Raw genomic sequence first — 25,204 nt, forward strand, 5'->3', positions numbered from 1 at the left:
ACTTGTGACCAGAGGAGCCCTCCATGTCCACAGAAGGACAGTCCACCCACGCAGGCGGATCAGCTCTGCCTGCCGTCCCGGCAACCCGCAGGGCGGTGATTGTTGGCGCCAACAGGATTCCGTTTGCCCGCGCCGGCGGTGCCTACGCCAAGTCCTCCAACCAGGACATGCTGACGGCGGCCCTCGATGGCCTGATCGCGCGGTTCGGGCTCCAGGACGAACGGATCGGGCAGGTGGCGGCCGGCGCGGTCCTGAAGCACTCCCGGGACTTCAACCTCACCCGGGAGGCAGTGCTGGGGTCGGCGCTCTCGGCGGAAACGCCCGTGTATGACCTCCAGCAGGCGTGTGCCACGGGCCTGGAGACCGTGGTGGGCCTGGCGAACAAAATCAAGCTTGGGCAAATCGATTCGGCCATCGCCGGCGGCGTGGATTCGGCCTCCGACGCACCCGTGGTGGTCAGTGAGGGACTCCGCGAGGTCGTTCTGGACCTTCACCGGGCCAAAACCCTTCCCCAGCGGCTCCAGATCCTCAGCCGGCTCCGGCCCAAGGACCTGGCCCCTTTGGCCCCGGGCACTGCGGAGCCGCGTACCGGCCTGTCCATGGGCGAGCACCAGGCCCTGACCACCGCCCAGTGGAAGATCTCCCGGGAAGCGCAGGATGAGCTGGCACTGAACAGCCACCACAACCTGGCCGCCGCCTACGACTCCGGGTTCTTTGATGACCTGATGACCCCCTACCGGGGACTGACGCGTGACGGGAACCTCCGGGCGGACACCTCGCTGGAGAAACTGGCATCCCTCAAGCCGGTCTTCGGCCGCAACCTTGGAGCGGATGCCACCATGACGGCGGGCAATTCCACCCCGCTGACGGACGGTGCGTCCACGGTGCTGCTGGCGTCGGACGAATGGGCAGACGCCCGTGACCTGCCCAAGCTGGCAGCCGTGGTCGATGCCGAGGCTGCTGCTGTCGACTTCGTCCATGGGAAGGACGGGCTGCTGATGGCTCCCGTCTTCGCCGTGCCCAGGCTTCTGGCCCGGCAAGGCCTGACGCTGGCCGACTTCGACTTCTTCGAGATCCACGAAGCGTTTGCCGCCACGGTGCTCAGCACGCTGGCAGCCTGGGAGGATGACGAGTTCGGGCGCACCCGCCTGGGCCTCGACGGTGCGTTCGGCAGCGTCGACCGCTCGCGCCTCAACGTCAACGGGTCCTCACTCGCAGCAGGCCACCCCTTTGCCGCCACCGGTGGCCGCATAGCGGGCACGCTGGCCAAGATGCTCCAGGCCAAGTCTGCTGCCACCGGGAAGCCGGCCCGGGGCCTGGTGTCCGTCTGCGCCGCCGGCGGCCAGGGCGTCGTCGCCATCCTGGAATCTCTGTAGGGGGCGGCCGTGGCAGATACGTACACCCAACTGGTCAACAGCGGCATGGGCCGCAGCCTTGCAAAGAAACTCGGCCTTCCGCAACCTGCGGTCCTGCGCCGCTACCAGCCAGGGCAGCCCCTGGTAACCGGACCGGTCGTGGTCCTGGGAACCACCCCGGGGGCGGATAAGCTCGCCGCGGAGCTGCTGTCCTGGGACCTCGACGTCCGGCGGCATGCTGTTCCCGCCGAAAAGCTGGGCGCCATCATCCTGGTCCTCGACGGGCTGGAACACCCGACAGACCTTGAAAAGCCCGTGCTGGCGGCGGCAGGCTCCCTCCGGGACCTGCGCGCCGGCGGGCGGATCATCACGCTTTCCCGCCCGGCGTCGGAAGCGGCTACACCCGAAGCTGCAGCAGCCCGGCAGGGAGTGGATGGCTTCCTGCGGTCCCTGGCCAAGGAACTGCGGGGCGGCGCAACCGGCAACGGCGTGATCCTTGCGGACGGCACCACCGCCACCAGTCCCAGCGCCCTGGGCGCCCTGGCGTTCTTCCTCTCCGGCCGGTCAGCATTCGTGGACGGACAGTTCCTGACCGTCTCATCAGAGGACGGCAGCCTGCCCGCTGATCCGGAACGGCCGTTGGCAGGGAAGGTGGCTGTCGTCACCGGCGCTGCCCGCGGCATCGGAGCCCAGATTGCCAGGACGCTGCACCGCGACGGCGCCACCCTGATCCTGGTTGACATTCCTGCCGCAGGGGACCAGCTGGCCTCGGTGGCCAACGAGGTGCGGGCCACCGCACTTCAGCTGGACATCACCGGTGCCGACGCCGGCCAGCGGATCATCGACCATGCCGTTCAGCGGCACGGGCGGCTGGACATCGTGGTGCACAACGCGGGCGTTACCCGGGACAAGCTGCTGGCCAACATGGACCAGGCCCGGTGGAACTCGGTCATGACCATCAACATCGCCGCCCAGCTCCGCATCAACGAAACCCTCCTGGCCTCCGAACACTTTCGGCAGTCACCGCGTATTGTTTCAGTGGCCTCCACCAGCGGCATCGCCGGAAACCGGGGCCAGACCAATTACGCTGCGTCCAAGGGAGGGGTCATGGGAATGGTGCGGGCCACAGCCCCGCTGCTGGCGTCCCGCGGCGGCACCATCAACGCAGTGGCTCCCGGCTTCATCGAAACGGAGATGACGGCCCGGATCCCCTTCGCCGTCCGGGAGGTGGCGCGCCGGTTGAACTCACTGCAGCAGGGCGGGCTCCCGTCCGACGTCGCGGAAACCATCGCGTTCCTGGCCAGCGATGCCGCGGGCGGGATCAACGGAGAGGTGCTGCGTGTGTGCGGGCAGAACCTGGTGGGGGCATGACGGTCAAGCAGCCGGTGGTCCTGGCCGAGATGCCCTCGTTGTCCAAGCTTTACGTCAACGCTGCCGCGCAGGCCGCAAGACGCAGGCTGCTGGGAACACATGACTCCGCAGTCCTCCCGGCGGAGAGCCACGAAGTCAGGGGCGTCACCGTCGGGGTGGAAAACCTTACGGCTTACCAGCACCTGATCGGCGAAACGGCCAGTGACGTCCTGCCCGCGGGGTTCATTCACGCCATCGCATTCCCCTTGGCCATGAGCGTCATGAACCGGGACGACTTCCCGTTGCCCCTGCTGGGGATGATCCACCTGCGCAACAGTGTGGAGCAAAGATCACCGCTGTTGTTCACCGATGTCCTTGACATGACCGCCCGCGTGGAAAACCTCGGCGGCCACCGTGCGGGGACACAGCTGGACGTCGTGGCGGAAGTCCGGCGCGCCGGCTCCGGCGAGGTCAATTGGCGCGGAGTTTCAACATACCTCGCCAAGGGCGTCTTCCTCCCGGGGATCGACAAGCCCTCAGCCATACCTCCCAAAGCTGATTTCACGGCACCGGACCCGACGGCGCTGTGGCACCTCGGCGTGGATACGGGCCGTGCGTATGCAGCGGTCTCAGGGGACTTCAACCCCATCCACCTCAGCGTGCTCTCGGCCAAGGCCCTGGGCATGCGGCGATCGATAGCGCACGGCATGTACCTCGCGTCCCGTGCGCTCGCAGATGTGGGCCCCGCCCGGGGCGACTCGTTCATGTGGGACGTGGAATTCGAGGCCCCGGTCTTCCTGCCTTCCCGGGTCGCCCTGGAGATCGGGACCGAACAGACCGGCTCCGGGGCATGGAAGCACTCCAGTTTCGTTGCATGGAGTCCACGCTCCGGGCGGCGCCATTTCAGCGGGACGGTTTCGGCCCTGTAGGACCTGGCCTTCAGCTTCCGGCCTGGGGCCAGGGCCTGCCTAGTCCTGCGGCTGGACGGCCCGCAGGATCCGGTGGAGGCTGAGGAGGACCGATTCTGAGGCAGGGACGGTTCCCTGTTCTGCCGGCCTGTCGGCGGTGGCAGCCATGCAGGCTTCCACCGCCGCCCTGGCAGCGTCGTAGCGGTCCTTCAATTCCTGGGCGTCACCGTCGGTGTCCGTGGAAACCAGTTCCCCGGTGGCGGTAATGGCGTCTGCCAGCGGTTCATTGTCCTGAAGGGGAATCTCGTAGGGCACGTCGTCCTCCCAGATCACATCGGACAGCACATCCGTCATGTCCTGGATATGGAAGGTGACCCGTTCCAGGTTTCGCAGGTCCCGGTAGTCCCGGTCCATGTCGCGCGGGTGCAGCTTCCGCCGGGGGTTGGCGCGCCTGCTGGCATCCGCCTCCTTGACCAAATGACGCACTGAACGCGCCGCTTCCGCCAGTTCGTCCGACCTGCGCGACCAATCCTCGTGCTCAGGGGGCCATTTTTCCACCAGTGCCGCGCCCATGTCCGTCAGCTGCCGGCCAAGGGCGAGCCGCAGGTCGGCAAGGCTCGATGCGGCGGCGTTGAGGTGCAGCGGAGGAAAGATCAGGAAATTCACCGCAATCCCGACAGCCACGCCCGCCGCCATCTGCACAAGGTAGCCGTAGGAGAAATCTTCGGCGTTGCTGCCGCCCACCAGCAGGACCAGGAGCGCCGCCGTGGGGATCCAGTCACTGCCTGAGCCGATGCCCGGCAAGCCGCCCAGCAGGACGCCCACCCCCATGAACAGGGCGACCGTCAGGGGCGACGGTTCGCTGATGCTGACCAGGACGAAGGCAAGACCGATTCCCATCGCCAGCCCCGCCAGCGCCTGTGCCCCCTGCTTCACTGACCCGGCCACGTTGTGATACATGGCCACGAGGGCGCCCAGCGGTGCGTAGTACGCGTAGTGCGAGGCGGCGCCAGGCATGAGGGGTGCGATGGCGAACGCCAGCCCCGCGGCTATGGCCGCTTTCCCTGCCAGTTGGAGCCGCTGTGCCGCGAAGGCAGCAGAAAGCCCCGCCACTGATTGTCTAAGAAGTTGGGTCCCCCGAGCCCACCGTGCATCCGGCCGTGCCTGAGTATTGCCCATCCGGACAACAGTAGGGCCGGGGGTGGCTCAGGACAAACCTGCTGCTGAGCGCGTTACCGCAGTTGCCAGCCTGTGGGCACGGCCCGGGGTGCGGCCTTCTTCCGCGCGCCGGGGGATGTAGCCGAAGCCCAGCCCGTAGGAGGGGTCGGCGAAGCCCAGGGCAGCGTTGGCTCCCTCGTGGCCGAAGGCCCGGTGGCTCCCGAAGTTCCGTGAGGGGTGGGGTTTCATGAAAACGACCGCGAAGGCATTGTCCAGGCCGGAGGACCGGTCCAGGCCCCAGACCTGTTCCCGAGTCATGGCCGTAATGGTCCCGCCGGAGAGGAACGGCTCCGTGCCACCGACACCGGTGGTGGCCGCTGCGTACAGGCGCGCCAGCCCCTCCGCGGAGCCAACGCCACCCGCGGCGGACATGCCCGCGGCACGCACGGAGCGGATATTGGGCAGTTCCATGATGGTGCTGACCGGGGCATTGCTGTTCAGGCCGTCGAGGCTGAGCGGATCCATCCACGCTTCGGCCGGCCCTGCTTCGTACAGGACGTCCTGGTACCTGCCGTCCTGGCTGTCCGGCAGGCCCAGGAAGAAGTCCACGTCCTGCGGCTTCCGGATTCTCTGGTCGTAGATGTCCTGCAGGGCCTCGCCCGTGGTCCGCCGGCACAGTTCTTCCATCAGGATGCCAATGGTGAGGGCGTGGTAGCCGAACTGGCGGCCGGGCTCCCAGGCGGGAGCGGCAGCGGCGAGCCGGGCTGCGGCCCCGGACGTGGTGAACTCGTCCAAGCTAAAACCGCCCTCGACCCCCAGCAGCCCCGCCTGGTGCGACAACGCCTCCCTGACGAGCAAACGGTCCTTTCCGTGGACCGCAAACTCGGGCCAGTAGTGGGCCATCGTCCGGTCAAGGTCAAGGACACCGTCCTGGACCAGCAGGGCGATGACCAGGGCGGCGACACCCTTGGAGCAGGAGTAGGCGCCGGTCAACGTATCCGGTGCCATGGCCGGGCCGCCGGTCAGGCGTACCACCGGCACCCCGTTCCGGTAGGCGGCCAGCTGCGCGCTGTAGCGGGAGTCCTCCGCGAGGAAGGACTCAAACAGTGCCAGGACACCCTCGTACCCCGGCGCTACGAAACCCAGAGAAGTCTGCATGCCTCCAGTCTACGAGGAAAGCGGTTTCCGTCCGCGGATGAGGTCAGCGGGAAGCTCCGTGTCCGGCTGCGACTTCCTCGCCGGGCCGCACAGGTCCCGGTGCGGTGCCGTCGCCGAACGGGCGTCCGCCCAGCGCCTCCCGGCCGTGCTCCGTCAACCATCCGGCAAGATCCGGGCCGGCAGGGACAATGCCGGTGGGATTGATGTCCTCATGAACGATGTAATAGTGGCGCTTGATCTGCACGAAGTCGATGGTGTCCCCGAAGCCCGGAGTCTGGAACAAGTCCCGCGCATAACCCCACAGGTTGGGCATTTCGCTAAGCTTTTGCCGGTTGCACTTGAAATGTCCGTGGTAGACGGGATCGAACCTGGCCAGGGTGGTGAACAGCCTGACGTCCGCCTCGGTAATGGTTTCACCCACCAGGAAGCGCTGCCGCGAGAGGCGGTCCTCGAGCCAGTCCAGCGCGGCCCACAGGCGCTGGTACGCCGAGTCGTAGGCCTCCTGTGATCCAGCGAAGCCGCACCGGTAGACGCCGTTATTGACCTCGGTAAAGACGCGCTTGTTCACGTGGTCGATTTCTTCGCGGAGATGCGCGGGGTAGAGCTGCGGGGCGCCCGGCCGGTGGAATTCTGTCCACTCGGTCGAGAAATCAAGGGTGATTTGGGGGAAATTATTGGTCACCACTTCACCACTGCGCACGTCGACGATAGCGGGAACGGTAATTCCGCGGGGGTAGCCGGGGAACCGCTTGAAGTAGGCGTCCTGCAGGCGCTCGATTCCCAGGACCGGGTCCACTCCACCCGGGTCCAGGTCGAATGTCCAGGAACGTGCATCGTGGGTGGGCCCAGGCTGGCCAAGGGAGATGGCCTCCTCGAGCCCCAACAGCCTGCGGACAATGACGGTGCGGTTGGCCCATGGACAGGCCCTTGCGGCAATGAGGCGGTAGCGCCCGGACTCGACCGGCCAGCCCGGCTCACCGTTGCTGCCGGGCGCGGCATTCCTGGTGATGCGGTCCTCGATGTAGTTGGTGTCCCGGGTGAATTCCGCCCCGCCTGTCACGTAGGCTCCCCGGGTGCTGTGCGCGTCGGCGGTGTCTGCTGGTGTGCTTTCCGTTTCCTGGCTCATGCCATTAGCCTATGCGCCGGCTTCACGCCCTAGGAGACTGCTGAACTAAGTGCTTTGTAGGGCTGGTCCGTGGCGTTCGCTGTCGGGCCAGCCCTTCCTTTTGTGGGTTGGGGTTTCTGGGGTTGAAGTGTTTTGGGGTGGTTCCGGGCTTTTGGTGCCTGTGGCCGGGTAGTGGGTGTTGTTTTGGCTGGCTGTGAGAGGCCTGGTCCTGGTTTCCGGGTTCAAGCGATGGCCCAGGATCCCTGTTCGCTGGTGAGTCCGAGCTTCAGGAGGCGGCGGAGGTTCAGTCCCGCGATCCGTAGCTGGAGCCAGGCGTTGTTCCGGTTGATGCCGCGATGGGGAACGCGTCGGTTGCCGCGGGTGAGCCATGCGATGGACCGCTCGACCATGGGCCGGTGGGTGCGGTAGTCGTCCTGGAAGGCCGGGTTCTTGGCGCGTTGGCGGTGTTGCCGTTGCAGCGCGTCATGTTCGTGGAGAACGATTTTGCGTCCTCGCGGTGAGGTGGTGCATCGGTGCCGGAGGGGGCAGCCTGTGCAGGCGGCGCCGAACGTGACCCGTCGTTTGGTGGTGATGTTGCGGGTGAGTCCGTGCGGGCAGGTCATGGTGCCGGCTGCTTCGTCGACGGTGAAGTCATCGAGGGTGAATCCGCCTTCGACTGCTGGGCGGAGGGGCCAGGGTTTGATCACCGGGGTGTGGCCGGCACGGGTGAGGGCGGCGAGCATGTCCCCCGTGCCGTAGGCCGAGTCGGCCAGGACGTCCAGGCTGGTGCCGGCGATCGTGGAATCCATGCCGATCAGCCGGGCACCGACGGCCCCGTCGCTGTTTTCCGGGCCGGAGGCCTTGGTCAGTTCCGCGGCGGTGATCAGCCCGGTGTCGGGTTCGATCACGATGTGGGCCTTGTATCCGTCCTGCTGCCTGGACTGGGTCTTGTGCGCGTGCCGGGTGTCGGGGTCAACGGTGGAGATCATCCGGTCCGGGGCGACCTTCCGGGCGATCCGCCATCGCCCGTCGGTCCCGTCGGAGTCCTCGGCCGGTTCCACGTCCTGCCCGGCGACCAGGGCCAGCAGAGCGTAGGCATCAGCAGCCTTTCCGTCCAGCGTTTCGGGGTCGACCGCGGCCAGCAACGCCAGGGCGTCGGTGACCAGCGCGGAGATCAGCCCGTCTTTGGCGTCCTGGTCATCCCAGGCGATGTCCGGCTTACCGGTGCGGATGTAGTCATAGCCCGTGGCGTGGGCGGTCACGAGTTCTTGTCCGCCCGGGATGTCCCGGCCGAAGCGGCGGACCGCGGCGATCAGCTGCGTGATCGTGTCCTGCCTGGCGACCGCGTCGTTAAGGACCGTTGAATCCACCGCTCTGCGGCGCTTGCCCGTCAAAGCCCCGGTTTCCGCGACGACTTTGGCGATGGCTTCCATGATCCGGTGCGGATCCGACGAGGCGGCCAGCCGCTTTCGCCAGTACGTCAGCGTGCTCGGATGGAACGCGGTATCGGTCAGCCCGTAGCCGCAAGCGGCCTTCCACCTCAGATCAAAAGTCAACGCCTCGGCGGTTTCCCGGTCAGAGAGGCCCTGCAATGCCTGCAGCACCAGCACCGACCCGATGACCGGCGCCGGAACCGACGGCCTGCCCCGCCGCGACGGAACAAATCCTCCATCATCGAATCCGGAAACAACCGCCCCCGATGTTTGGCCAGAAAAGCGAAAACACTGCCCGGAGCCAACAACTCCCCGGCCAATGCCTCCACATCCAAATACCCGCGTTGCGCGTCCTCGCGTCCCTGCATATGACAAGTCTTAACCACCAGACCCACCAGTCCAGTCGACGCGCCCCACATCCGCCGATTAGTTCAGCAGTCTCCTAGGCGCCCTGCCGGAGGATTGCCACGAGGGGCTGCCACGCCACCAGCCAGGAAGCGGCCACGAGGAGCGTGAACAGGGCGATCCAGATGCCGGACGGAACGGAGGTGGCCCGGTACAGGAGATACGCGTCCGAGCTGTTGAGACGGTCGCGACGGCGTAAATGCACGTGGGTGAGCTTGACCAGGTCACGGACGGCGGCCACGAGGAGTGCCAGGCCGAAGATCACGGCGGCATGGCCAACCATGGAGGGCGGCGCAAGGAAGGTGAGGGCACCGGTCCCGGCGATCGCGGCCCCCGTGATCACGAATCCCGCAAGGTTGCGAAGGAAGAGGAGCGAGGCAGTCAACACCACTGCGCTGGCCGCCATGGTTGCCGGTCCCCATCCGTTGAGCCCGGACCAAACAAATGCGGCACCCGCCAGCGCTGGTACCGGATATCCCCAAAAGCAGGACCAGGCAGCGGCCAGCCTGCTCCTGCTGTAGGTGGTGGTGGTTCCGGAGTGGTCAAGGCGAAGCCGGATCCCGGAGAGCCGCTGCCCCGAGGTAAGGGCAGCGAATGCGTGGCCCAGTTCGTGGGTGGCGGTGGCCAGGAGGCCGAAATAGCGCCAGCTGCGCCGGGGGATGGACAGCACGACGGCGGCCGCCAGCGACAGCATAAGCTCGGCCCATGTGATGTTGGGTACGTTGGTTTGGGTGAATGCCGCACTGAAGGTATTCCAGAAGCTGGCAGGGCTGTCCAATATGGCCTCCTGGCTGCGTGTCGCCGTCGTAAGTCCTGTGCCCCACGCTACGCACCCAAGCTGGACGCGGGCAGGAACCTGGTCATTACTTAAAGCCGAAAGGCACGCCAGGTTCGGCGTGCCTTTCGTACGGGGCCGGGCGTTGCCGCCCTGGTACAAACCTGCTGATTAACCTTCGCACTCCGTGCAGTAGCTGTGGCCGTCTTTTTGCCGGGCGATCTGGGACCGGTGGCGGACCAGGAAGCAGGAGTAGCAGGTGAATTCGTCCTCAGCCTGGGGGATGACCTGGACTACGAGTTCCTCAGCGACAAATTCGCCGCCAGGAACTCCGGCGCCGTCCAGCCCGTCAGCCTCGTCCAACTCCTGCACAACGCTGCGGGCGTCCGGAGCATTCGCTGACTGGAGCTGCTCGAGTGAGTTGTCCTGCGATTCCTTGACGTCGGAACGCAGTTCATCGTAATCGGTTGCCACTTTGGGTGCTTCTCTTTTCTTAGTTGGGCTGTCGGGTATGAAACGTACAGCATGAACCCGGTATTCCCCAACAGGAAGCGTAGATCCGTTGCCGGTTGGGTACGGGTGCAGAGGAGCGGCCACGGGTTTCCCGAACCGATATTCGGCTGCGTGGGCAGGAGAGGGACGGCCATGCGGTTTCCTCCCCGGGACGGAAGGGGCAGTTTTTGGAGCAACTCACTGCGGAGCTTGGCGGCGCCGAACAAATCGGTGCGGGGGTAGGCCCCGTGCTGGAGAAGTTCGACGCTGTGTCCCGGATAGCGGTCCTGCGGGGAGGGGGCCTGGGAGATCTCCTCTTCGCAATTCCAGCGATGGCTGCGTTGAAGGCGGCCTACCCGGCAGCACACCTGACACTGCTGGGCACTCCAATCCATGAGGCGGTTCTCGGGGCGGTGGAAGGCCCTGTCGATGAAGTGGTTATCCTGCCCTTCGCCGAAGGAGTCCGCCCGGGGGAGGAGGATGCCGGCGAGCTGGACCAGTTCTTTGCCGGCATGCGCGGGCGCGCCTTCGATCTGGCCGTCCAGCTCCATGGAGGTGGACGGTTCTCGAATCCCTTCCTGCTGCGGCTGGGAGCCCGCCACACCGTAGGGACCCGGACGGCCGACGCCGCCGTGCTTGAGCGCAGCGTCCCCTACCTCTATTACCAGCACGAACCCCTCAGGGCTCTGGAAGTGGCGGGTTTTGCGGGCGCGTTCCCCGTCGACCTTGAGGCCCGGCTGGCGCCCGCCGGGCAGGAATTGCCGCCAGCCCGCCCCGGGGACCGTGCCCACCCACTCGTCGTGATCCATCCCGGCGCCACCGATCCCCGCCGTCGTTGGCCCGCCGCAAAGTTCGCTGAGCTTGCTGCCGCCTGTGCGGCCGATGGTTCACAAGTGGTCCTTATCGGGGATAGGAGCGAACAGGGCCTGGCAGCGGAAATCGCGGACAGTGCCGCTTCAGCAGCAGTCCGTTCCCTGGCCGGCGCCCTGGACATGGCAGGGCTCGTGGCGTTGTTGGTGGACGCCGACGTCGTGGTGGCAAACGACAGTGGGCCCAGGCACCTTGCACAGGCGCTGGGCGTGCCCACAGTCGGCATTTTCTGGGTGGGCAACGTAATCAACGCCGGAGCGCTGGGGCGGAGCCTCCACCGCGTCCACGCCTCATGGGTGACGGCGTGCCCGACATGTGGTGTCGATGTAACCCAGGTCGGCTGGACGGCAGCACGGTGCGTCCACGACGATTCACTGGTGGCCGGGGTGGGCGTTGCTGAGGTCTACGGGGACGTCCGGAGCCTCACGGCCGGCAAGCTCGCAAAGCAGGATGCATGACGGGCGGCGCAGCGGCACACACAGCAGTCGTTCAAGAGCCGGCAGACGGCAGGCCGGAGCTCCTGGTTCTGCGCGCCCTCAAGCTCGGAGACCTGCTGGTGGCCGTGCCGGCGTTGAAAGGCCTCCGACGGGCCTTTCCCGGGCACCGGCTTCGGTATGCTGCGCAGGGGTGGTTGTCCGACGCCCTGGGCCTGGTGGGCGGCTATGAACTGCTGCCCACGCACGGCCTGGACGAGCCGCTGGCACTGCCACCGGGCGTGGTGGACGTAGCCGTCAACCTTCACGGCAGCGGCCCGGAGAGCCAGGGCCGGATAGAGGCGTTGAAGGCCCGGCGGACCCTGGGACATGACAGTGCACACCGGAACGGGCCGCAGTGGCGGCCGGAACTGCACGAACGCGAACGCTGGGTACGGCTCCTTGAATGGCATGGGATAGACGCCGATCCGTTGGACGTGCAGTTGGATACGCCCGAGGTGCCCAGTCCCGTGCCCGGGGCCACTGTCCTGCACGTGGGGGCAGCGTACGGCAGCAGGCTTTGGCCTGCGGAGCGGTTTGCGGCGGTGGCGACGACACTGACCGAGGCAGGACACCAGGTAGTCTTCACCGGCGGCAGTTCCGAGAGGGAGCGGGCGGAGGAAGTGTGCCGCCTCGCAGGAATCCCGGGTACGGCTGTCCTGGCCGGGGTATTGGGCCTCGGGGAGTTCGCTGCGACCATTGCTGCTGCCCGCCTGGTGGTCTCTGCCGATACCGGCGCCGCGCACCTGGCATCAGCCTACGGCACCCCGTCAGTGGTGCTCTTTGGCCCGGCCCCACCCGAGATTTGGGGGCCGCCCCCTGGGCCCCATATCGTCCTCACCCGGGCCGAACTGCGGCGCGGGGACACGTTTGCGGCCCGGCCGGACCCAGCCCTGCTCGCTGTCCAGGCCTCCGATGTGATGGCTGCTGTCAAGGCATTGGGACTGCTCTGAAACACTGTGGGTTTAAGCGTCCGTGCTGTGGGTCCGCAGAGGGGTGAACCCTGCCCCACGAGCCTAAAATAATGTGTATGAGCACTGAGCTGGAAATCGCTTTGGTGTTGGGGACGGCGCTCCTCTGGATTGCCGTAACGCTGACCATCCTGTCCGCCATCGACCGGCCGGAAAGGAAGGCGCGGCGGCAGGAACGCCGCGGCGTCCGGGCCGAGAAGCACCGGATTGAGTACCGTCCGGTGGCAGCGGCGGCCCATAGCCCCGGACGTAACCGGCACCCACGGACCTGGCGGCTTCATCCGCACTGACGCCGGCGGCGTTCCGGAGGTGCGAAGGGTGACCGCCCAGGCTGGCCCGAACGCGGTCCCGGCGCTCGCCGTCATGCGCGCGTGCCGGTTAACCATGACGCATGCCTCGGCGCCCCCTCAGTCAAGTCTTGACGGGCTTGGCCGGATCCCCGACACTTTCCCGATGGGAGTAAGCGAAGAGTTGCGGGCGCTTGGCGACGTGGTGGACCGGCTTGCCGTGAAGTTTCCAGCGCTGTCCAGGGAGTACATCGAAGATGTGGTGCAGCAGGAACACAGCCTCCTGGATACGGGGCGGGTCCGCGCCTTCGTTCCGGTCCTGGTGGAACATGCAGCCAGGGACAGGCTTGCACGGTAGGGCGTCAGGATCCGGGTGCGACGTCGATCAGCACTTTTCCGACTGTCTCCTGTTCCACGGCGTCATGGGCTGCGGGGGTCTGGTCCAGCGGGAACCGTGTCAGGGGCAGTCCGTGCTCTTCCCCCACCCTCAGCGCGCCTGCCGCCAGGGCCTCGGAGATAGCGGCAACGGCCTGACGTTTCTGCTCGTCGGTGACGGTGTAGGTGAGGATGAACTGGTAGCGGACGTTCCTCGCCATGCTTTCGCGGATTGGAACGGTGAGTGATTCTCCCGGGTTCGCCGCGTATATGGCGATCGTCCCGCCCGGCTTGATGACGTCCAGGTCCGTCTTGATGTTCGCGGGTGCGTTGACATCCACAACCATGTCGACGCCGTTTGCGGCCACCTGGTGGACGGCGCCAACAATGTCCCCGGTCCGGTAGTTGATGACGGTGCCGGCGCCCGCACGGCGGGCCAGTTCAGCCTTTTGGTCTCCGCTGACGGTGGTGATGACTGTGGCCCCGGCCCAGCGCGCGAGTTGGATGGCCGCGTGGCCTACGGCTCCGGCCCCTCCCGTCACCAGGACGGTTTGTCCCTCGAGGGCTCCGGCGGAGAGCCTGGCTGGGCCGTCCTCGTTCGATGTCAGGGCCCGGTGCGCCGTCAACGCCGGGATGCCCAATGAGGCGCCGGCATCGAAGGATTCGGTATCGGGAAGGGGCACAGCTTTATTGCGGGGCACAACGACGTATTCCTGTGCCGTGCCTTCATTACTGCCCCATGCGACGTCCCACAGCCAGACACGGCCGCCCACCGACAGGCCCGTCACCCCGGGACCCAAGTCATCGATGACACCGGCTCCGTCCTGGTTTGGAACTTTGGGGGCGTCGAGCTTCCTGCTTCCGCTCCCGGACCGCGACTTCCAGTCGGTGGGGTTGACGCCGGACACCACCATCCGGACACGGACTTCTCCGGGCCCCGGCACCGGCAACGGCCTGTCCTGAAGCTTCAGTACGGATGAGGGCCCTGTTTCTTCATAACTGATTGCCTTCATTGTCTTCTCCCGACTTGATTGCCGTTGCCTTTACCGCCCAACCTACCGAACGTGATGGGCAGGCATGAAAAAAGCGCACCCCGTTCGCTGAGTGCGCTTTTTCCTTGACTGCCCGTCAGTGCTTGAAGGCGTCCTTGACCTTTTCGCCGGCCTGCTTCAGATCACCTTTTGCCTGATCTGCCTGGCCCTCGGCACGCAGGCTCTCATCGCCAGTGGCAGCTCCGGCAGCTTCCTTGCCCTTACCGCCGGCTTTTTCGGCGGCGTTCTCGATTTTGTCGCCCAGTCCCATGGTGTTTCCTCCTCTGGTTGGCAGCCGTTCGCATTCGGCTGGGAATATCATAAGCATGCTTAGGAACAATTTTTCAAGTCCCCGGACTGCTCCCTGTCCGGCCTAGAACCGGGAAGTGACACGCAGCGGGCGGGGGCGGCCGTCCGGATCCACAATTAGCCGGTAGATCGGATCGGCCCAGAAACGGTGGATGGCCCGGACCGGTTCGGGGGAGTGGAGGCGTATCTGGCCTTGCGGCCGCGGCCCGCACCGGCCGGTCCCGTGCCACTGGTCCAGGGCACCGGCCACCCTGTTCCAAAGATCAAGTTCCCCGCCGTCGGCGGTCAGGAGGGGGTCGTCCTGGTCAATGCCCAGATGTTCCGCCCAGAGCTGGAGCCGCAACTTCCGCGGGAGTGGCTGGGGCGTTCGGCCGGCGGCACTGCCACCGGCACCAGCCGGAGCGGAGGTGTCGATCACTGCGCAGGTGAGCTCGCTGTCGGTGGTCCAGGACCGGCGGTTGAAGTTGTCAGATCCGCAGGTGAACCACGTGTCGTCAATGATGCAGATCTTCGCGTGGACGTAGATCGGTGTCCCGTCATTGTTCTCCAGGTCGAACACACCCACCCGGTCTGGGGCCGCCCGGCGAAGCATGCTGATGGCACGCTGTTGCCCCAACCGCCGGGGTGGGCCGCCAAGGAACCCGTCAGAATCGGGATAGCGCGGCACCACGATGATGACCTTCAGCGCCGGGTTGCGCTCCAGCGCCTCCGCGATGCCCGCGGCGACCTCTGTTGACCATAGGTACTGGTCCTCGATGTAAATGAGTGAACGCGCCTGGGCGAAGGCCTTTGCATAGGCGCGCGCGATGCTCCGCTCACCGTGAGGCGCGAACGGGAAAGGTGGGTGCTTCACGCCGTAGGTGCGGAGCAGCTGCACGGCGTGCGTTCCGGCGGCCGGCGGGGGCGGAGCCGCTTCCGGCAACGGTTTGGGGTGCCGTGGCATGCGGGCCAGACGCTGCAGCAACATCCGGTAAGGGGTGTGGCGGTCCAGCGGGTGGGGATCGTTCCAGCGTTCAGCAAAGATGGCCAGTACATCGGCAACCACCGGGCCGCGAAGTTCGAGGGCGGCGTCGTGCCACGGGGGCCTCGGTCCGTACCGGGAATCCATCTTCACCGCCTGTGGGTCACCCCGGTGGGCGGCGTTATCCCGGCGGCTGTGCGAGAGGTCGATCCCACCCACGAAGGCGACGTCCCGGGATGGGTCGTCACGACGACGGATTACCACGAGTTTCTGGTGGTGCGACCCGAAGACCCGGACGCGCTGATCCAGCAGCGCCTCACCGCCGGCGTCATTGATTTGGCGGCTGAGGAGTTCGTTGGACCTGCCGCTGATGGGGGCCGATAGCCGCTCTCCGTGGGATCTCCAGACGAGGCCCCTGACCTCCACGCCGGACCTGGCCAGTCCTGCGAGCAGCCCGCCGATCGTGGTGCCGCCCGGCTCCAACTGCTCATCGCCGTCGCCCCGCCAGTCGGTGAACCAAACCCGGTCTCCAGCTTTTAAGTCCGACAGCTCCGCATGCAGCCTGGCAAAGTAGGCTTCCCCGTGCACCAGGGGCGCCACCAGGTTGCCTTCCGACCAGGGCGCCGAGCCTGGCCCGCCCGCGTGGATCCCGGAGGCAGGGTTTCCCCGCTCATCACCGCTCAGAAACCACTTGCCAACGGTGCTGTCCACTCGGTGCTCCTTTCGGGGCCCGGGTGGGCCCAGGCCGCTGCGGTTTCCAAACTAGCCTACGGCGGCACCGATGTGTCTTTCCCCGGGGTGGAACGAACCGGCACGCGGCGCCACTCCGGCCGCACGCGGAATAGGCTTGTCCCGGAAGGCTCCCCACCAACGAAGAACGAGGCACGCCATGTCATTGAAGGAACAGTTGAAGGGCGACGTCGTCGTGCACATGAAGGCGGGCAACCGTGTCGCCCTCACGACGGTGCGCAACGTCCTCGGTGAGATCGAAACGCGGGAGAAGTCGGGTAAGACCCCGGTTGAACTGGACGATCTCCAGGTCACCGCGCTGCTGCAGAAAGAGGCCGCGAAGCGCCGGGACACCGCAGCCACGTATACGGCGGCGGGTCATGACGACCGGGCTGAGGCGGAGATTGCCGAGGCCGAGGTCATTGAGGCCTACCTTCCGAAAGCCTTGAGCCGGGCGGAGGCCGAGGCGATCGTGGACGGCGTCATCGCGGAACTGAGGGCGGACGGTGATGTGCTGACCATGCGCTCCATGGGTACTGTCATGAAATCCGTGACGCCCAAAATCGGAGGGCGTTTCGACGGCAAAGCCGTCAGCGAGATTGTGAAGGCGCGCCTGGCCTGAGTGTGCCCGGGGACGCCGCATCAGCTGCCGCTGGGCCGCGGAGCAACGATCCGGCGACAAATGGCGACGAACCGGCCCCGTGACCGGTGACGCTGAACATACTTGCCCCATGGGATTTTGGGCTTTGAGGGCAAACCCGCGGGCGACGAGAGCTGTCACGGCGGCCATGGGCTGCCTCTTGTCCGCCTGTTATTTGTCCGCCTGTGCCGGGTCATGGCAAGGAGAGCCGCCCTGCTTTCCTCCCAGCTATGAGGTGAGCCCCGGCGTTGCAGGACGCGGAGACTCCGTCACCGTCCACGCGGCCGACGCCGACTGCAATCCCCGATACGGACAGAACGCCCGGATTTACGTCTCAGTTACCGACGCCGCCGGCCACGCCTTCGTCAGCACGACTGCCGCGATGAACGATGCCGGCGGGTTTTCATTCCAGTTTGACGTGCCGCTGCAGGCAGCGCCGGGGGAGGCCAGTGTTGAGGCCTACCCGTTCGGCGTGGATTGGTGTGACGATACCGGGACGAATAACCGCGTTCGCCACGCGGAAGGTTTCAGCCGGGCCTCGTGCGCTGCAAGGACAAAGCCGCTGACTATTACCCCCTAGCTGCCCAGTCCGCACCGGGATCGCATCCCGTGCGGGATTCAGGAGGCGCCATAATCGATCCTGGCGGTACCGTCTTTGGGAACGGTGACACGTCCGCCCTGGAAATCCTGAACGGTACTGCCGTCCGCGGTGATGTAGTTATCCGTGGTCGGGTAGCCTAGCCGGCCGAATTCGAATCCGGCCGCCGCCCACGCATCACGGGTTTTGCCCACTGAGACGCGAACCCCCACGGCAGGAGCGAAGATCAGGGCGCCCCTCTCGAAGTTTTGGTATGAGCCGCCATCCTTCAGGCCGGTGACCCTCCCCGATTCGGGGAAGCCCAGGACGCCGGAGCCCTGGATGTCATCGTACTTTTTCGCGTAGTCGGCAAGAAGTGCGTGGGGGCCCGTGGACGGAGACCAGTAGATGGTTCCGCCCTGGTAAGTCTGGTAGAACCCGCTGTTGAGCCCGAGGTCGTTGGACGTCGGGTAGCCCAGGGGTCCATATTCATACCCCTGCTGGGCCCATACGTCCCGGGTTGCACCGTAGGAGATATGAGCTCCGGTGGCGGGCGACCACATGATGACCCCCTGCTCGAAGCCCTGCCACGTGCCGCCGTCCTTCGCCGGGTTGGCCTTGGTGGTTGCTGTGCCAAGCCACTGGTTGGCCTTTAGTGGCTCAGCGGTTGCTCCCGTCACGGTAAAGACACCCGACTGGCCGGCGGTGATATAGCCGCCTTGGTATTCCTGGGCGACACCACTTCGCAGGCCGAACTCGTCCGTGACCGGGTAGCCGAGGGGTCCGTGCTCGAAGTCCTGTCCCGCCCACACGCTGCGGATAGCGCCAACGGAGAGAACGGGGCCAACGCCTGGCGTCAGAAGGATCGCCCCGCCCTGGTAGTTCTGGAAGGCTCCACCGTCTTTCAGTCCTGTGATGACATCTGTGACGGGGTACCCCAGGCGGCCACTTTCGAAGCCGGTGGCGGCCCATTTGTCACGGATCGGGCCGCTGCTGATGGCTGCGCCCGAGGCCGGGGAAAACATGATGGCGCCACCCTGGAACCCCTGCCATGTGCCGCCGTCCCTGATGCCCCGGACCTCGTCGGTTGTCGGATAGCCGAGCGGCCCGTTTTCCGCCCCTTGTGCGCGCCATTTGGTATGGATCGCGGCGGTGATGGCATGGGCGCCGGTGGCGGGGGACCAGAAGATGGCCCCGTTTTGGTACGCCTGGTAGATGCCGCCGTCCTTCAGGCCCCCAATTTCATCACTGATCGGGTAGCCGAGAGCGCCGTTCTCGAACCCGGTCCGGGCCCACGCGTCCCTGATCGCGCCGACCGAGATGTGCGCGCCGGTGCCCGGCGACCAGACGATGGCTCCGCCTTGGTAATTCTGGTAGACGCCGCCATTGCGGAGCCCACCGACTTCGTCGGCAACCGGGTAGCCGAGGCTCCCGTTCTCGAATCCATATTCGGCCCACTTCCCGCGGGTGGCCCCAACCGAGAGCCTGGCGCCGGTGCCCGGCGACCAAACGATCGCCCCACCCTGGTAATTCTGGTAGGCCCCGCCGTCTTTTAGCCCGCCGGTTTCATTGGAGGCGGGGTTGCCAAGGCCGCCGGCCGGACCGCCGGTGGCTGCGTACTTTCCGCTGATGGCGCCAAAAGGATTCGCGGAGTACGGGGTGAAAATGTCGTCGACGGCGCCCATGATGATCCGGTCCCCGGGGCGGTTGCTGCGGAGGAATCTGTTGACCACCTCCAGGCTGGTGGACAGGCAGCCGGCGGAGGTGGTGCGGCCCGCGTGCAGGAAGATCGCGTATGAGGCCCCCTGCACGGTGTTCATGTCGGGCTGGCGGTTGTAGTTGATGACCGCCGCCTGTTCGTAATAGCCCTGGTTCATGTAGGTGTAGAGATTCTCGTCCGAGGGGCCGCCGCGGCCTTCGAAGTATTGGTTGTAAGTCGGACCGTATTCGCCGCCCCAGCGGGAGTCAGGGGTGACCGTGTGGTAGCTGAGGGCTGTTCCGGGGTTGGAGCGGCCCAGGGCCTCAGTGACGCTGTATGACCCTGTTGGTGATTTGAACGTGTCCTCCCAGGTCAGGCCAGGTCCGGCGAAGCCTTTCAGGCCTGCATAACCCCAGTCCTGCCATTCCTGGACGTAGCCGTTGCCGGAGCGAACGCACCCGGTAAGGGTGACGACGTTGGATTCACGGGACGTTGCGGTTGCAAAAGTGACCCGGTTGGCGCCAAAGCTGTTGTACTTGACCTGGCCGGCCGAGAGCCGCTGGCAGGGATTGTTCTCCTGGGATGAAGCCCGGGCCCCGGCATTGCCAAGGAACGAGCCGCCTGCGACTGCGATGACGGCCAGCGCGAGTGACAGGGGTCTGGTATTTTTCACGGTTCTGCTTCCTGGCCCGGGCAGCGGGACGCGCCTTGGTGATCGACGGTGTGCCCAGACCCCAAACCCCTGTTGACGTGGGACGATACCGGCTCTGGTGCGGTTGCCCCTAGGGTATCGGTGCTTTGCCGAATTCGATGCCCATACGAGTCGCGGCGCGGATAATTTGGGTTCGCTGACGCCTCGGACGCCGCCGGCCAGGGGGTGGAAGCGTTTCGCCCACTGGATACACGAAAAACCCCGGAACATCAGTGATGTTCCGGGGTTTTCCCTTTTGTGCGCGGAGGGGGACTTGAACCCCCACCCCCTTTCGAGGACTAGCACCTCAAGCTAGCGCGTCTGCCATTCCGCCACCCGCGCAGGTGGTATTTCGGGAAGCCGTCCCGCCTTTCAGCGTTTCGCGCCTCTCCGAAGCAGCGAGAAAAACTCTAACACGACTTTTCGTAGAACAACGAATCGGGGCAACTGGGTAGGCTGAGGGCAGCGGTTTTGCCCGTGCCAGCCAGTCATTCCCTACCAAGGAGCATCCAATGCCTGACGTCCTGCCCGAGGATGAAGTTGTCCGGATCTGCCAGCAACTCATCCGGATCGACACCTCCAACTACGGTGACGGTTCAGGGCCAGGCGAGCGTGCGGCGGCCGAATACGCCGCCGGCCTCATCGAGGAAGTTGGACTGACAGCGGAAATATTCGAATCCGCCCCCGGCCGGGCGAACGTTGTCACCAGGATGGCAGGGGAGGACCCCTCGGCCAGCGCGCTGGTGGTGCACGGACACTTGGACGTCGTTCCCGCACTCCGGGACCAGTGGTCCGTTGACCCCTTCGGTGCGGAACTGAAGGACGGCCTCATTTGGGGACGCGGCGCCGTCGATATGAAGGACATGGACGCCATGATCCTGTCGGTCCTGAGGGGATTTGCCAGGGAGGGCCGGAAGCCCAAGCGCGACATCATCTTCGCGTTCTTCGCCGACGAGGAGGCCGGCGGCGTATATGGCGCCCGCTACGCCGTGGACAACCGGCCCGAATTGTTCGAGGGCGCCACCGAGGCCATCTCCGAGGTGGGCGGCTTCTCAGCCACCATCGGCGGCCAGCGCACATACCTGTTGCAGACCGCGGAGAAGGGCATCTCCTGGCTCCGCCTCGTGGCACATGGAAGGGCCGGCCACGGTTCGCAGATCAACACGGACAACGCAGTCACCCGGCTCGCTGCTGCCGTGACCAGGATCGGCGAGTACAAGTGGCCCATCGAGCTCACACCCACCACACGCCAGTTCCTTGACGGGGTGACGGAACTCACGGGAGTGGAGTTCGACGCCGACAATCCGGACCTGCTGCTTGACCAGCTTGGCACCGTGGCAAGGTTCGTCGGGGCCACCCTGCAGAACACCACCAACCCCACCCTCCTCAAGGGCGGCTACAAGCACAATGTCATTCCCGAGTCTGCCGAAGCACTGGTGGACTGCCGTACCCTCCCGGGTCAGGAACAGCAGGTCCTGGAGATCGTGCGCGAACTCGCCGGCAACGGCGTGGATGTCAGCTACGTTCACAACGACGTCTCGCTTGAGGTCCCCTTCGCCGGCAACCTCGTGGACTCCATGATCGACGCGCTCCACAAGGAGGATCCCGGCGCCAAGGTGCTGCCTTACACACTCTCCGGCGGCACCGACAACAAGTCACTCAGCCGCCTGGGCATCACCGGCTACGGCTTCGCGCCCCTCATGCTGCCTGACGAGCTGGACTTCACGGGCATGTTCCACGGGGTGGACGAGCGCGTTCCCGCGGATTCCCTCAAGTTCGGCGCCCGCGTGCTGAACACGCTGCTCACCAACTACTGAGAGGAGGCCGCCGTGAGCCCAGAGGAACTGCTGCCGGATGAGCTCCTGGAGCGCATCCGCAGCCGCGCCGCCGGTTATGACCGTGACAACGCCTTCTTCCACGAGGACCTGACGGAGCTGGCAGCGGCAGGCTACTTGAAGCTTTTCGTACCAGCGTCCGACGGCGGCGCAGGGTTTGGGCTCGAAGCGGCGGCGCAGTGCCAGCGCAGGCTGGCAACGGCTGCCCCGGCCACCGCCTTGGCCGTCAACATGCACCTGGTCTGGACCGGCGTCGCCCACGTCCTGGCGGCGCGGGGCGACAACTCGCTCGATTTCGTCCTCAAGGAAGCTGCCCAGCGCGAGGTGTTCGCTTTCGGCAACTCGGAGGCCGGGAACGACTCGGTCCTCTTCGATTCACGGACCACCGCCACACCGGAACAGGACGGCGGCTACTCCTTCACCGGTACCAAGATTTTCACCAGCCTGTCGCCTGCCTGGACCCGGCTGGGCATCTTCGGGAAAGATGCGGCAGCCCGGGACGGTGCCGGTGAACTGGTCCACGGGTTCCTCACGCGGGATACTCCCGGCTACCGGGTCCTGGACGACTGGGACACCTTGGGCATGCGCGCCAGCCAGTCGGCCACCACGGTCCTGGATGGCGTGAAAGTTCCAGCCGGCCGCATCTTCCGCAAACTGCCCGTCGGCCCCAACGCCGACCCGCTGATCTTTGCCATCTTCGCCTGCTTCGAGAGCCTCCTTGCCGCCGTCTATACAGGACTGGGTGAACGCGCCCTGGTCGTGGGCGTGGAGACCGTGAAGAGGCGCACCTCCTTCAAGAACGGCGGCCGCAGCTACGCGCAGGACCCAGACATCCGCTGGAAGGTGGCAGAGGCTGCCATGGCCATGGACAACCTTTACCCCCAGCTCAAGACCGTCACCGCCGACGTCGACGCCCTGGCTGACCATGGATCCCAGTGGTTCCCTAAACTGGTGGGCCTGAAGGTGAATGCCACCGAAACGGCGCGGCGCGTGGTGGACCTCGCCATCCGCGTCAGCGGGGGATCGAGCTACTTCCGGGGAACCGAGCTGGAGCGGCTTTACCGCGACGTGCTGGCCGGGATATTCCACCCCTCGGACGATGAGTCAGCGCATAACACCGTAGCCAACGCGTGGCTGGGGCCGTTGGACGACTGAACAGTCCGCTGGACCGCGAATTGCTCAACGAGCCTTTGGACCGCACATTCTCAAACGGTGCGCTGGACCTGCATCACCCGGCGCCGCAGCCAGAAGCGCCTGCCGCCGCCCACGTAAAGCTTGCTGCGTTCCAGTTCCCACTTGCCGTATTCGGAGTGTTCAACGAGCCGGCGCCGCGCCTCCGGCAAGGAATCATCAGGGCTGACGGTCAGTACGAGGTACTCGTACTGCCGCAAATAATCCCGCTCCCGCTGGACCGAGCTGGTGAGAAATTGTTCCTTCATTTGCTCTCCATTTTCGTCCTTTTCCGGCTAACGTGAAGTCATGAGCATCGATCCGCGTGTCGCGCTTTCGTCCCTGACCACCGCTTTGGAAGAACACCTTATAGCAGCATCGAACCGCCGCGGGGACGGTGATCCCTCCGTTGAGGCAGCGTTTTTCGCAGTTGCCGATGCTTTCGAAGTTTACGAGGACGCCCTTTACGAGGCCTACAACGAAGTAACGCCCCTGCAGGTCTTCGACGACGAGGATGACGAGGACGAAGAAGCCGACGTGGACGAGGATGAAGACCTCGAAATCGTCGAGGAGTAGCAGCGCCCACGTATCAGGGAAGTCCGGGAACAAGCCCTAAGACACCGCGGAAACATCCTCCAGCGCGCGCGCAATCTGCGGCGGCAAGGGCGCCAACTGGGCATCGAGGACTTCCTTCAGTTGCACCGGCGTGCGCGCACCAACGATCGCCGTGGCAACTCCCTGCTGTGCCAGCAGCCAGGACAGCGAAACGTCCTGCGGAGTCCGGCCCAGCCCGTTGGCTGCCATGCACACGGCATCCACAATCCGCGACGGCTTTTCCTCCAGATACGGCTCCACGTAGGCGGCTTCGCTGACGGAGGCGCCGCGTGAACCGGCCGGGATGCTGCCACGGTACTTTCCTGTGAGCACCCCGCGGCCCAGGGGAGCCCAGGCCATCAGGCCGAGCCCGGCATCGTCGGCGGCCGGTATCAGTTCCGCTTCCGCCGTCCGGTCAAGGAACGAGTACTCGGCCTGGACAGCCACCAGCGGCACACTGCTGGTCGCCGCGGCCTTCGCCGCCTGCCAGCCCCTGTAGTTAGAGATGCCCGCGTACCTGGCCCGCCCGGTCCGGACGGCGAATTCCAGCGCCGCAAGGGTTTCGTCGAGGGGAACGTTGCCATCCCACGCTTCGGCGAACCAGACGTCCACGTAGTCCGTGCCCAGCCTTGCCAGGCTGGCGTCCAGTCCGGTGAGCATCGCATTGCGTGACGTGTCCACGGCGCGCCGGCCATCCGGCGTCGTCATCCCCGCTTTCGTGGAGATGGAAATTTCCGTGCGGGACACCACATCGCCCAGCAGCGATCCCAGTACCGCTTCCGATCCGCCGCCCGCATATGACGCCGCCGTATCCACGTGCCGGCCGCCCGCCTCAAGGAAGGTGCGCAGCAACTCCGAGGCGTCCTGCTCATCAGTGTCGCCACCCCAGGACCGGGTGCCAAGGGAGAGGGCTGAAACTCGCAATCCACTGTTGCCGACGTAACGCTGCTGCATAGCAGCAAGCTTACGGGCAGGAGCACCGCTGCCATGCCGTAGGGTCTTAGCGTGAACTGGTTTGAAGCGGCCCTGCTGGGCCTAGTGCAGGGACTGACCGAATTTCTACCGATTTCATCAAGCGCGCACCTGCGGATCGTGGGGGAGTTCCTCCCCAACGCCCAGGACCCGGGGGCAGCCTTTACGGCCATCACCCAGCTCGGCACGGAGACCGCCGTCCTGATCTTTTTCTGGCGGGACATTGTCCGCATCGTCAAGGCCTGGGCCGGCTCCCTGACGGGCAAGGTGCCCCGGCAGGACCCTGACGCGCGCATGGGCTGGCTGGTGATTCTGGGCAGCCTGCCTATCATCGTGCTGGGGCTGCTCTTCCAGGACCAGATCGAATCCGTGCTCCGCAGCATGTGGATCGTGGCCACCATGCTGATCGTCTTCGGCCTCATCCTCGCCGTGGCGGACGCAATCGGCGCCCAGAAGCGGGACCTGGCCCACCTGACCTACAAGCACGGCATGTTGTATGGGCTGGCGCAGGCCCTGGCCCTTATTCCCGGCGTCTCCCGGTCCGGCGGCACCATCACCGCGGGCCTGCTGATGGGGTACACCCGTGAGGCCGCGGCACGGTACTCCTTCCTGCTGGCCATCCCCGCCGTCTTCGGCAGCGGGCTGTACCAGCTGTACAAGGTGGTCACCAAGGAAGGGATCTCCGGACCCTTCGGCCTTCCGGAGACGGCGCTTGCCACCGTCATTGCCCTGGTGGTGGGCTACGTCATCATCGGCTGGTTCCTGAAGTTCGTCTCCACCCGCAGCTACCGGGTCTTTGTCTGGTACCGGATCTTCCTCGGGCTCGCCCTCTACCTCCTCCTCGGTTTCGGCGTCATCAGCGCCTAGGACTAGGCTTGGCA

24 protein-coding genes, 1 tRNA gene and 1 pseudogene are annotated in these 25,204 nt (G+C 65.8%); 13 read left to right on the plus strand and 13 right to left on the minus strand.

All coding sequences use genetic code 11. The annotated features are described in order from the left end of the window. Positions 1-23: 23 nt before the first annotated feature. The 3 genes from ACZ9J7_RS17045 to ACZ9J7_RS17055 are packed head-to-tail and all read left to right on the plus strand — an operon-like array spanning position 24 to position 3,634. A complete protein-coding gene (locus tag ACZ9J7_RS17045; RefSeq protein WP_476211070.1) occupies positions 24-1,376 on the plus strand; it encodes an acetyl-CoA C-acetyltransferase in 1,353 nt (450 codons plus the stop codon). A gap of 9 nt (positions 1,377-1,385) precedes the next feature. Then, positions 1,386-2,726 (plus strand): 3-oxoacyl-ACP reductase, encoded by a 1,341-nt coding sequence (locus ACZ9J7_RS17050; protein ID WP_476211071.1) that lies wholly within the window; start codon positions 1,386-1,388, stop codon positions 2,724-2,726. Next, complete coding sequence (locus tag ACZ9J7_RS17055) at positions 2,723-3,634, plus strand: MaoC family dehydratase (protein WP_476211073.1); 912 nt, start codon at positions 2,723-2,725, stop codon at positions 3,632-3,634. The genes ACZ9J7_RS17050 and ACZ9J7_RS17055 overlap by 4 nt, the downstream gene beginning before the upstream one ends. 39 nt (positions 3,635-3,673) lie before the next feature. Here the strand turns inward: ACZ9J7_RS17055 and ACZ9J7_RS17060 are convergent, their stop codons facing one another. From ACZ9J7_RS17060 to ACZ9J7_RS17085, 6 genes and pseudogenes are all read right to left on the minus strand, one after another. Continuing rightward, positions 3,674-4,726, minus strand: a complete 1,053-nt coding sequence (locus ACZ9J7_RS17060) for an FUSC family protein (RefSeq protein WP_476211074.1) — start codon at positions 4,724-4,726, stop codon at positions 3,674-3,676. A 93-nt stretch (positions 4,727-4,819) separates the two neighbouring features. Beyond that, complete coding sequence (locus ACZ9J7_RS17065; RefSeq protein ID WP_476211076.1) at positions 4,820-5,929, minus strand: serine hydrolase domain-containing protein; 1,110 nt, start codon at positions 5,927-5,929, stop codon at positions 4,820-4,822. A gap of 43 nt (positions 5,930-5,972) precedes the next feature. Further along, complete coding sequence (locus ACZ9J7_RS17070) at positions 5,973-7,055, minus strand: glutathione S-transferase family protein (protein WP_476211077.1); 1,083 nt, start codon at positions 7,053-7,055, stop codon at positions 5,973-5,975. 221 nt (positions 7,056-7,276) lie between these two features. Then, positions 7,277-8,835, minus strand: a pseudogene (locus ACZ9J7_RS17075) (IS1182 family transposase). 74 nt (positions 8,836-8,909) lie between these two features. Further along, positions 8,910-9,650, minus strand: a complete 741-nt coding sequence (locus ACZ9J7_RS17080; protein WP_476211078.1) for a M50 family metallopeptidase — start codon at positions 9,648-9,650, stop codon at positions 8,910-8,912. 168 nt (positions 9,651-9,818) lie between these two features. Beyond that, the gene (locus tag ACZ9J7_RS17085; protein ID WP_018761323.1) at positions 9,819-10,121 is read right to left on the minus strand and encodes a DUF4193 domain-containing protein; all 303 of its coding nucleotides are present in this window, start codon (positions 10,119-10,121) and stop codon (positions 9,819-9,821) included. Positions 10,122-10,327: 206 nt separating this feature from the next. Here ACZ9J7_RS17085 and ACZ9J7_RS17090 point away from each other — a divergent pair, with 206 nt between their 5' ends. The 4 genes from ACZ9J7_RS17090 to ACZ9J7_RS17105 all read left to right on the plus strand — a co-directional run bounded on the left by ACZ9J7_RS17090 (position 10,328) and on the right by ACZ9J7_RS17105 (position 13,098). Further along, on the plus strand, positions 10,328-11,467 hold the full coding sequence (locus ACZ9J7_RS17090; protein ID WP_476211084.1) for a glycosyltransferase family 9 protein: 1,140 nt from the start codon (positions 10,328-10,330) through the stop codon (positions 11,465-11,467). Continuing rightward, positions 11,464-12,435 carry a glycosyltransferase family 9 protein gene (locus ACZ9J7_RS17095; RefSeq protein ID WP_476211086.1) on the plus strand — a complete coding sequence of 324 codons (972 nt, stop codon included), beginning with the start codon at positions 11,464-11,466 and terminating at the stop codon, positions 12,433-12,435. The genes ACZ9J7_RS17090 and ACZ9J7_RS17095 overlap by 4 nt, the downstream gene beginning before the upstream one ends. Before the next feature lie 77 nt (positions 12,436-12,512). Then, positions 12,513-12,743 (plus strand): hypothetical protein, encoded by a 231-nt coding sequence (locus ACZ9J7_RS17100; RefSeq protein ID WP_476211087.1) that lies wholly within the window; start codon positions 12,513-12,515, stop codon positions 12,741-12,743. A 163-nt stretch (positions 12,744-12,906) separates the two neighbouring features. Next, positions 12,907-13,098 carry a three-helix bundle dimerization domain-containing protein gene (locus ACZ9J7_RS17105; protein ID WP_476211089.1) on the plus strand — a complete coding sequence of 64 codons (192 nt, stop codon included), beginning with the start codon at positions 12,907-12,909 and terminating at the stop codon, positions 13,096-13,098. A 4-nt stretch (positions 13,099-13,102) separates the two neighbouring features. On the opposite strand, the gene ACZ9J7_RS17110 is transcribed toward ACZ9J7_RS17105, so the two are convergent. The 3 genes from ACZ9J7_RS17110 to ACZ9J7_RS17120 form a co-directional block, all read right to left on the minus strand. Further along, positions 13,103-14,128 carry an NADPH:quinone reductase gene (locus tag ACZ9J7_RS17110; protein WP_476211091.1) on the minus strand — a complete coding sequence of 342 codons (1,026 nt, stop codon included), beginning with the start codon at positions 14,126-14,128 and terminating at the stop codon, positions 13,103-13,105. A 115-nt stretch (positions 14,129-14,243) separates the two neighbouring features. Further along, positions 14,244-14,417 (minus strand): CsbD family protein, encoded by a 174-nt coding sequence (locus ACZ9J7_RS17115; RefSeq protein WP_141160443.1) that lies wholly within the window; start codon positions 14,415-14,417, stop codon positions 14,244-14,246. Between the two features lie 102 nt (positions 14,418-14,519). After that, positions 14,520-16,127 carry a phospholipase D family protein gene (locus ACZ9J7_RS17120; RefSeq protein WP_476211092.1) on the minus strand — a complete coding sequence of 536 codons (1,608 nt, stop codon included), beginning with the start codon at positions 16,125-16,127 and terminating at the stop codon, positions 14,520-14,522. A gap of 178 nt (positions 16,128-16,305) precedes the next feature. On the opposite strand from ACZ9J7_RS17120, the gene ACZ9J7_RS17125 reads away from it, so the two are divergent. Both ACZ9J7_RS17125 and ACZ9J7_RS17130 read left to right on the plus strand, forming a co-directional pair. Beyond that, positions 16,306-16,767, plus strand: a complete 462-nt coding sequence (locus ACZ9J7_RS17125) for a GatB/YqeY domain-containing protein (RefSeq protein ID WP_476211093.1) — start codon at positions 16,306-16,308, stop codon at positions 16,765-16,767. A gap of 253 nt (positions 16,768-17,020) precedes the next feature. Continuing rightward, positions 17,021-17,365: a hypothetical protein gene (locus tag ACZ9J7_RS17130; RefSeq protein ID WP_476211095.1), complete on the plus strand. Its 345-nt coding sequence runs from the start codon at positions 17,021-17,023 to the stop codon at positions 17,363-17,365. A gap of 38 nt (positions 17,366-17,403) precedes the next feature. Here the strand turns inward: ACZ9J7_RS17130 and ACZ9J7_RS17135 are convergent, their stop codons facing one another. Together ACZ9J7_RS17135 and ACZ9J7_RS17140 are read right to left on the minus strand one after the other, a co-directional pair. Further along, entirely contained in the window at positions 17,404-19,734 is a 2,331-nt protein-coding gene (locus tag ACZ9J7_RS17135; protein ID WP_476211096.1) for a hypothetical protein, read from the minus strand. 277 nt (positions 19,735-20,011) lie between these two features. Continuing rightward, positions 20,012-20,094: transfer RNA gene (locus ACZ9J7_RS17140), tRNA-Leu, on the minus strand. Between the two features lie 170 nt (positions 20,095-20,264). On the opposite strand from ACZ9J7_RS17140, the gene ACZ9J7_RS17145 reads away from it, so the two are divergent. Both ACZ9J7_RS17145 and ACZ9J7_RS17150 read left to right on the plus strand, forming a co-directional pair. Beyond that, entirely contained in the window at positions 20,265-21,569 is a 1,305-nt protein-coding gene (locus ACZ9J7_RS17145) for a M20/M25/M40 family metallo-hydrolase (RefSeq protein WP_476211097.1), read from the plus strand. 12 nt (positions 21,570-21,581) lie between these two features. Then, positions 21,582-22,742 (plus strand): acyl-CoA dehydrogenase family protein, encoded by a 1,161-nt coding sequence (locus ACZ9J7_RS17150; protein ID WP_476211099.1) that lies wholly within the window; start codon positions 21,582-21,584, stop codon positions 22,740-22,742. A 50-nt stretch (positions 22,743-22,792) separates the two neighbouring features. On the opposite strand, the gene ACZ9J7_RS17155 is transcribed toward ACZ9J7_RS17150, so the two are convergent. Continuing rightward, positions 22,793-23,026 (minus strand): DUF5703 family protein, encoded by a 234-nt coding sequence (locus ACZ9J7_RS17155; RefSeq protein ID WP_018771130.1) that lies wholly within the window; start codon positions 23,024-23,026, stop codon positions 22,793-22,795. Positions 23,027-23,066: 40 nt separating this feature from the next. Here ACZ9J7_RS17155 and ACZ9J7_RS17160 point away from each other — a divergent pair, with 40 nt between their 5' ends. Beyond that, on the plus strand, positions 23,067-23,333 hold the full coding sequence (locus ACZ9J7_RS17160) for a hypothetical protein (protein ID WP_141160435.1): 267 nt from the start codon (positions 23,067-23,069) through the stop codon (positions 23,331-23,333). A gap of 36 nt (positions 23,334-23,369) precedes the next feature. Here the strand turns inward: ACZ9J7_RS17160 and ACZ9J7_RS17165 are convergent, their stop codons facing one another. After that, positions 23,370-24,305, minus strand: coding sequence for an aldo/keto reductase (locus ACZ9J7_RS17165; RefSeq protein ID WP_476211102.1), 936 nt, complete (start codon positions 24,303-24,305; stop codon positions 23,370-23,372). Between the two features lie 51 nt (positions 24,306-24,356). On the opposite strand from ACZ9J7_RS17165, the gene ACZ9J7_RS17170 reads away from it, so the two are divergent. Continuing rightward, positions 24,357-25,190, plus strand: a complete 834-nt coding sequence (locus tag ACZ9J7_RS17170; protein ID WP_476211103.1) for an undecaprenyl-diphosphate phosphatase — start codon at positions 24,357-24,359, stop codon at positions 25,188-25,190. The last annotated feature ends 14 nt before the right edge of the window (positions 25,191-25,204 follow it).

Source organism: Pseudarthrobacter sp. TE9888, assembly GCF_056279345.1.

What these genes read in the sequence shown, in the direction of transcription:
- ACZ9J7_RS17110 (WP_476211091.1), bottom strand. Translation starts at nt 14,128, where the DNA reads ATGAAGGCAATCAGTTATGAAGAAACAGGGCCCTCATCCGTACTGAAG.
- ACZ9J7_RS17095 (WP_476211086.1), top strand. Translation starts at nt 11,464, where the DNA reads ATGACGGGCGGCGCAGCGGCACACACAGCAGTCGTTCAAGAGCCGGCA.
- ACZ9J7_RS17160 (WP_141160435.1), top strand. Translation starts at nt 23,067, where the DNA reads ATGAGCATCGATCCGCGTGTCGCGCTTTCGTCCCTGACCACCGCTTTG.
- ACZ9J7_RS17115 (WP_141160443.1), bottom strand. Translation starts at nt 14,417, where the DNA reads ATGGGACTGGGCGACAAAATCGAGAACGCCGCCGAAAAAGCCGGCGGT.
- ACZ9J7_RS17070 (WP_476211077.1), bottom strand. Translation starts at nt 7,055, where the DNA reads ATGAGCCAGGAAACGGAAAGCACACCAGCAGACACCGCCGACGCGCAC.
- ACZ9J7_RS17165 (WP_476211102.1), bottom strand. Translation starts at nt 24,305, where the DNA reads ATGCAGCAGCGTTACGTCGGCAACAGTGGATTGCGAGTTTCAGCCCTC.
- ACZ9J7_RS17145 (WP_476211097.1), top strand. Translation starts at nt 20,265, where the DNA reads ATGCCTGACGTCCTGCCCGAGGATGAAGTTGTCCGGATCTGCCAGCAA.
- ACZ9J7_RS17155 (WP_018771130.1), bottom strand. Translation starts at nt 23,026, where the DNA reads ATGAAGGAACAATTTCTCACCAGCTCGGTCCAGCGGGAGCGGGATTAT.
- ACZ9J7_RS17045 (WP_476211070.1), top strand. Translation starts at nt 24, where the DNA reads ATGTCCACAGAAGGACAGTCCACCCACGCAGGCGGATCAGCTCTGCCT.
- ACZ9J7_RS17100 (WP_476211087.1), top strand. Translation starts at nt 12,513, where the DNA reads ATGAGCACTGAGCTGGAAATCGCTTTGGTGTTGGGGACGGCGCTCCTC.
- ACZ9J7_RS17105 (WP_476211089.1), top strand. Translation starts at nt 12,907, where the DNA reads ATGGGAGTAAGCGAAGAGTTGCGGGCGCTTGGCGACGTGGTGGACCGG.
- ACZ9J7_RS17125 (WP_476211093.1), top strand. Translation starts at nt 16,306, where the DNA reads ATGTCATTGAAGGAACAGTTGAAGGGCGACGTCGTCGTGCACATGAAG.
- ACZ9J7_RS17055 (WP_476211073.1), top strand. Translation starts at nt 2,723, where the DNA reads ATGACGGTCAAGCAGCCGGTGGTCCTGGCCGAGATGCCCTCGTTGTCC.
- ACZ9J7_RS17065 (WP_476211076.1), bottom strand. Translation starts at nt 5,929, where the DNA reads ATGCAGACTTCTCTGGGTTTCGTAGCGCCGGGGTACGAGGGTGTCCTG.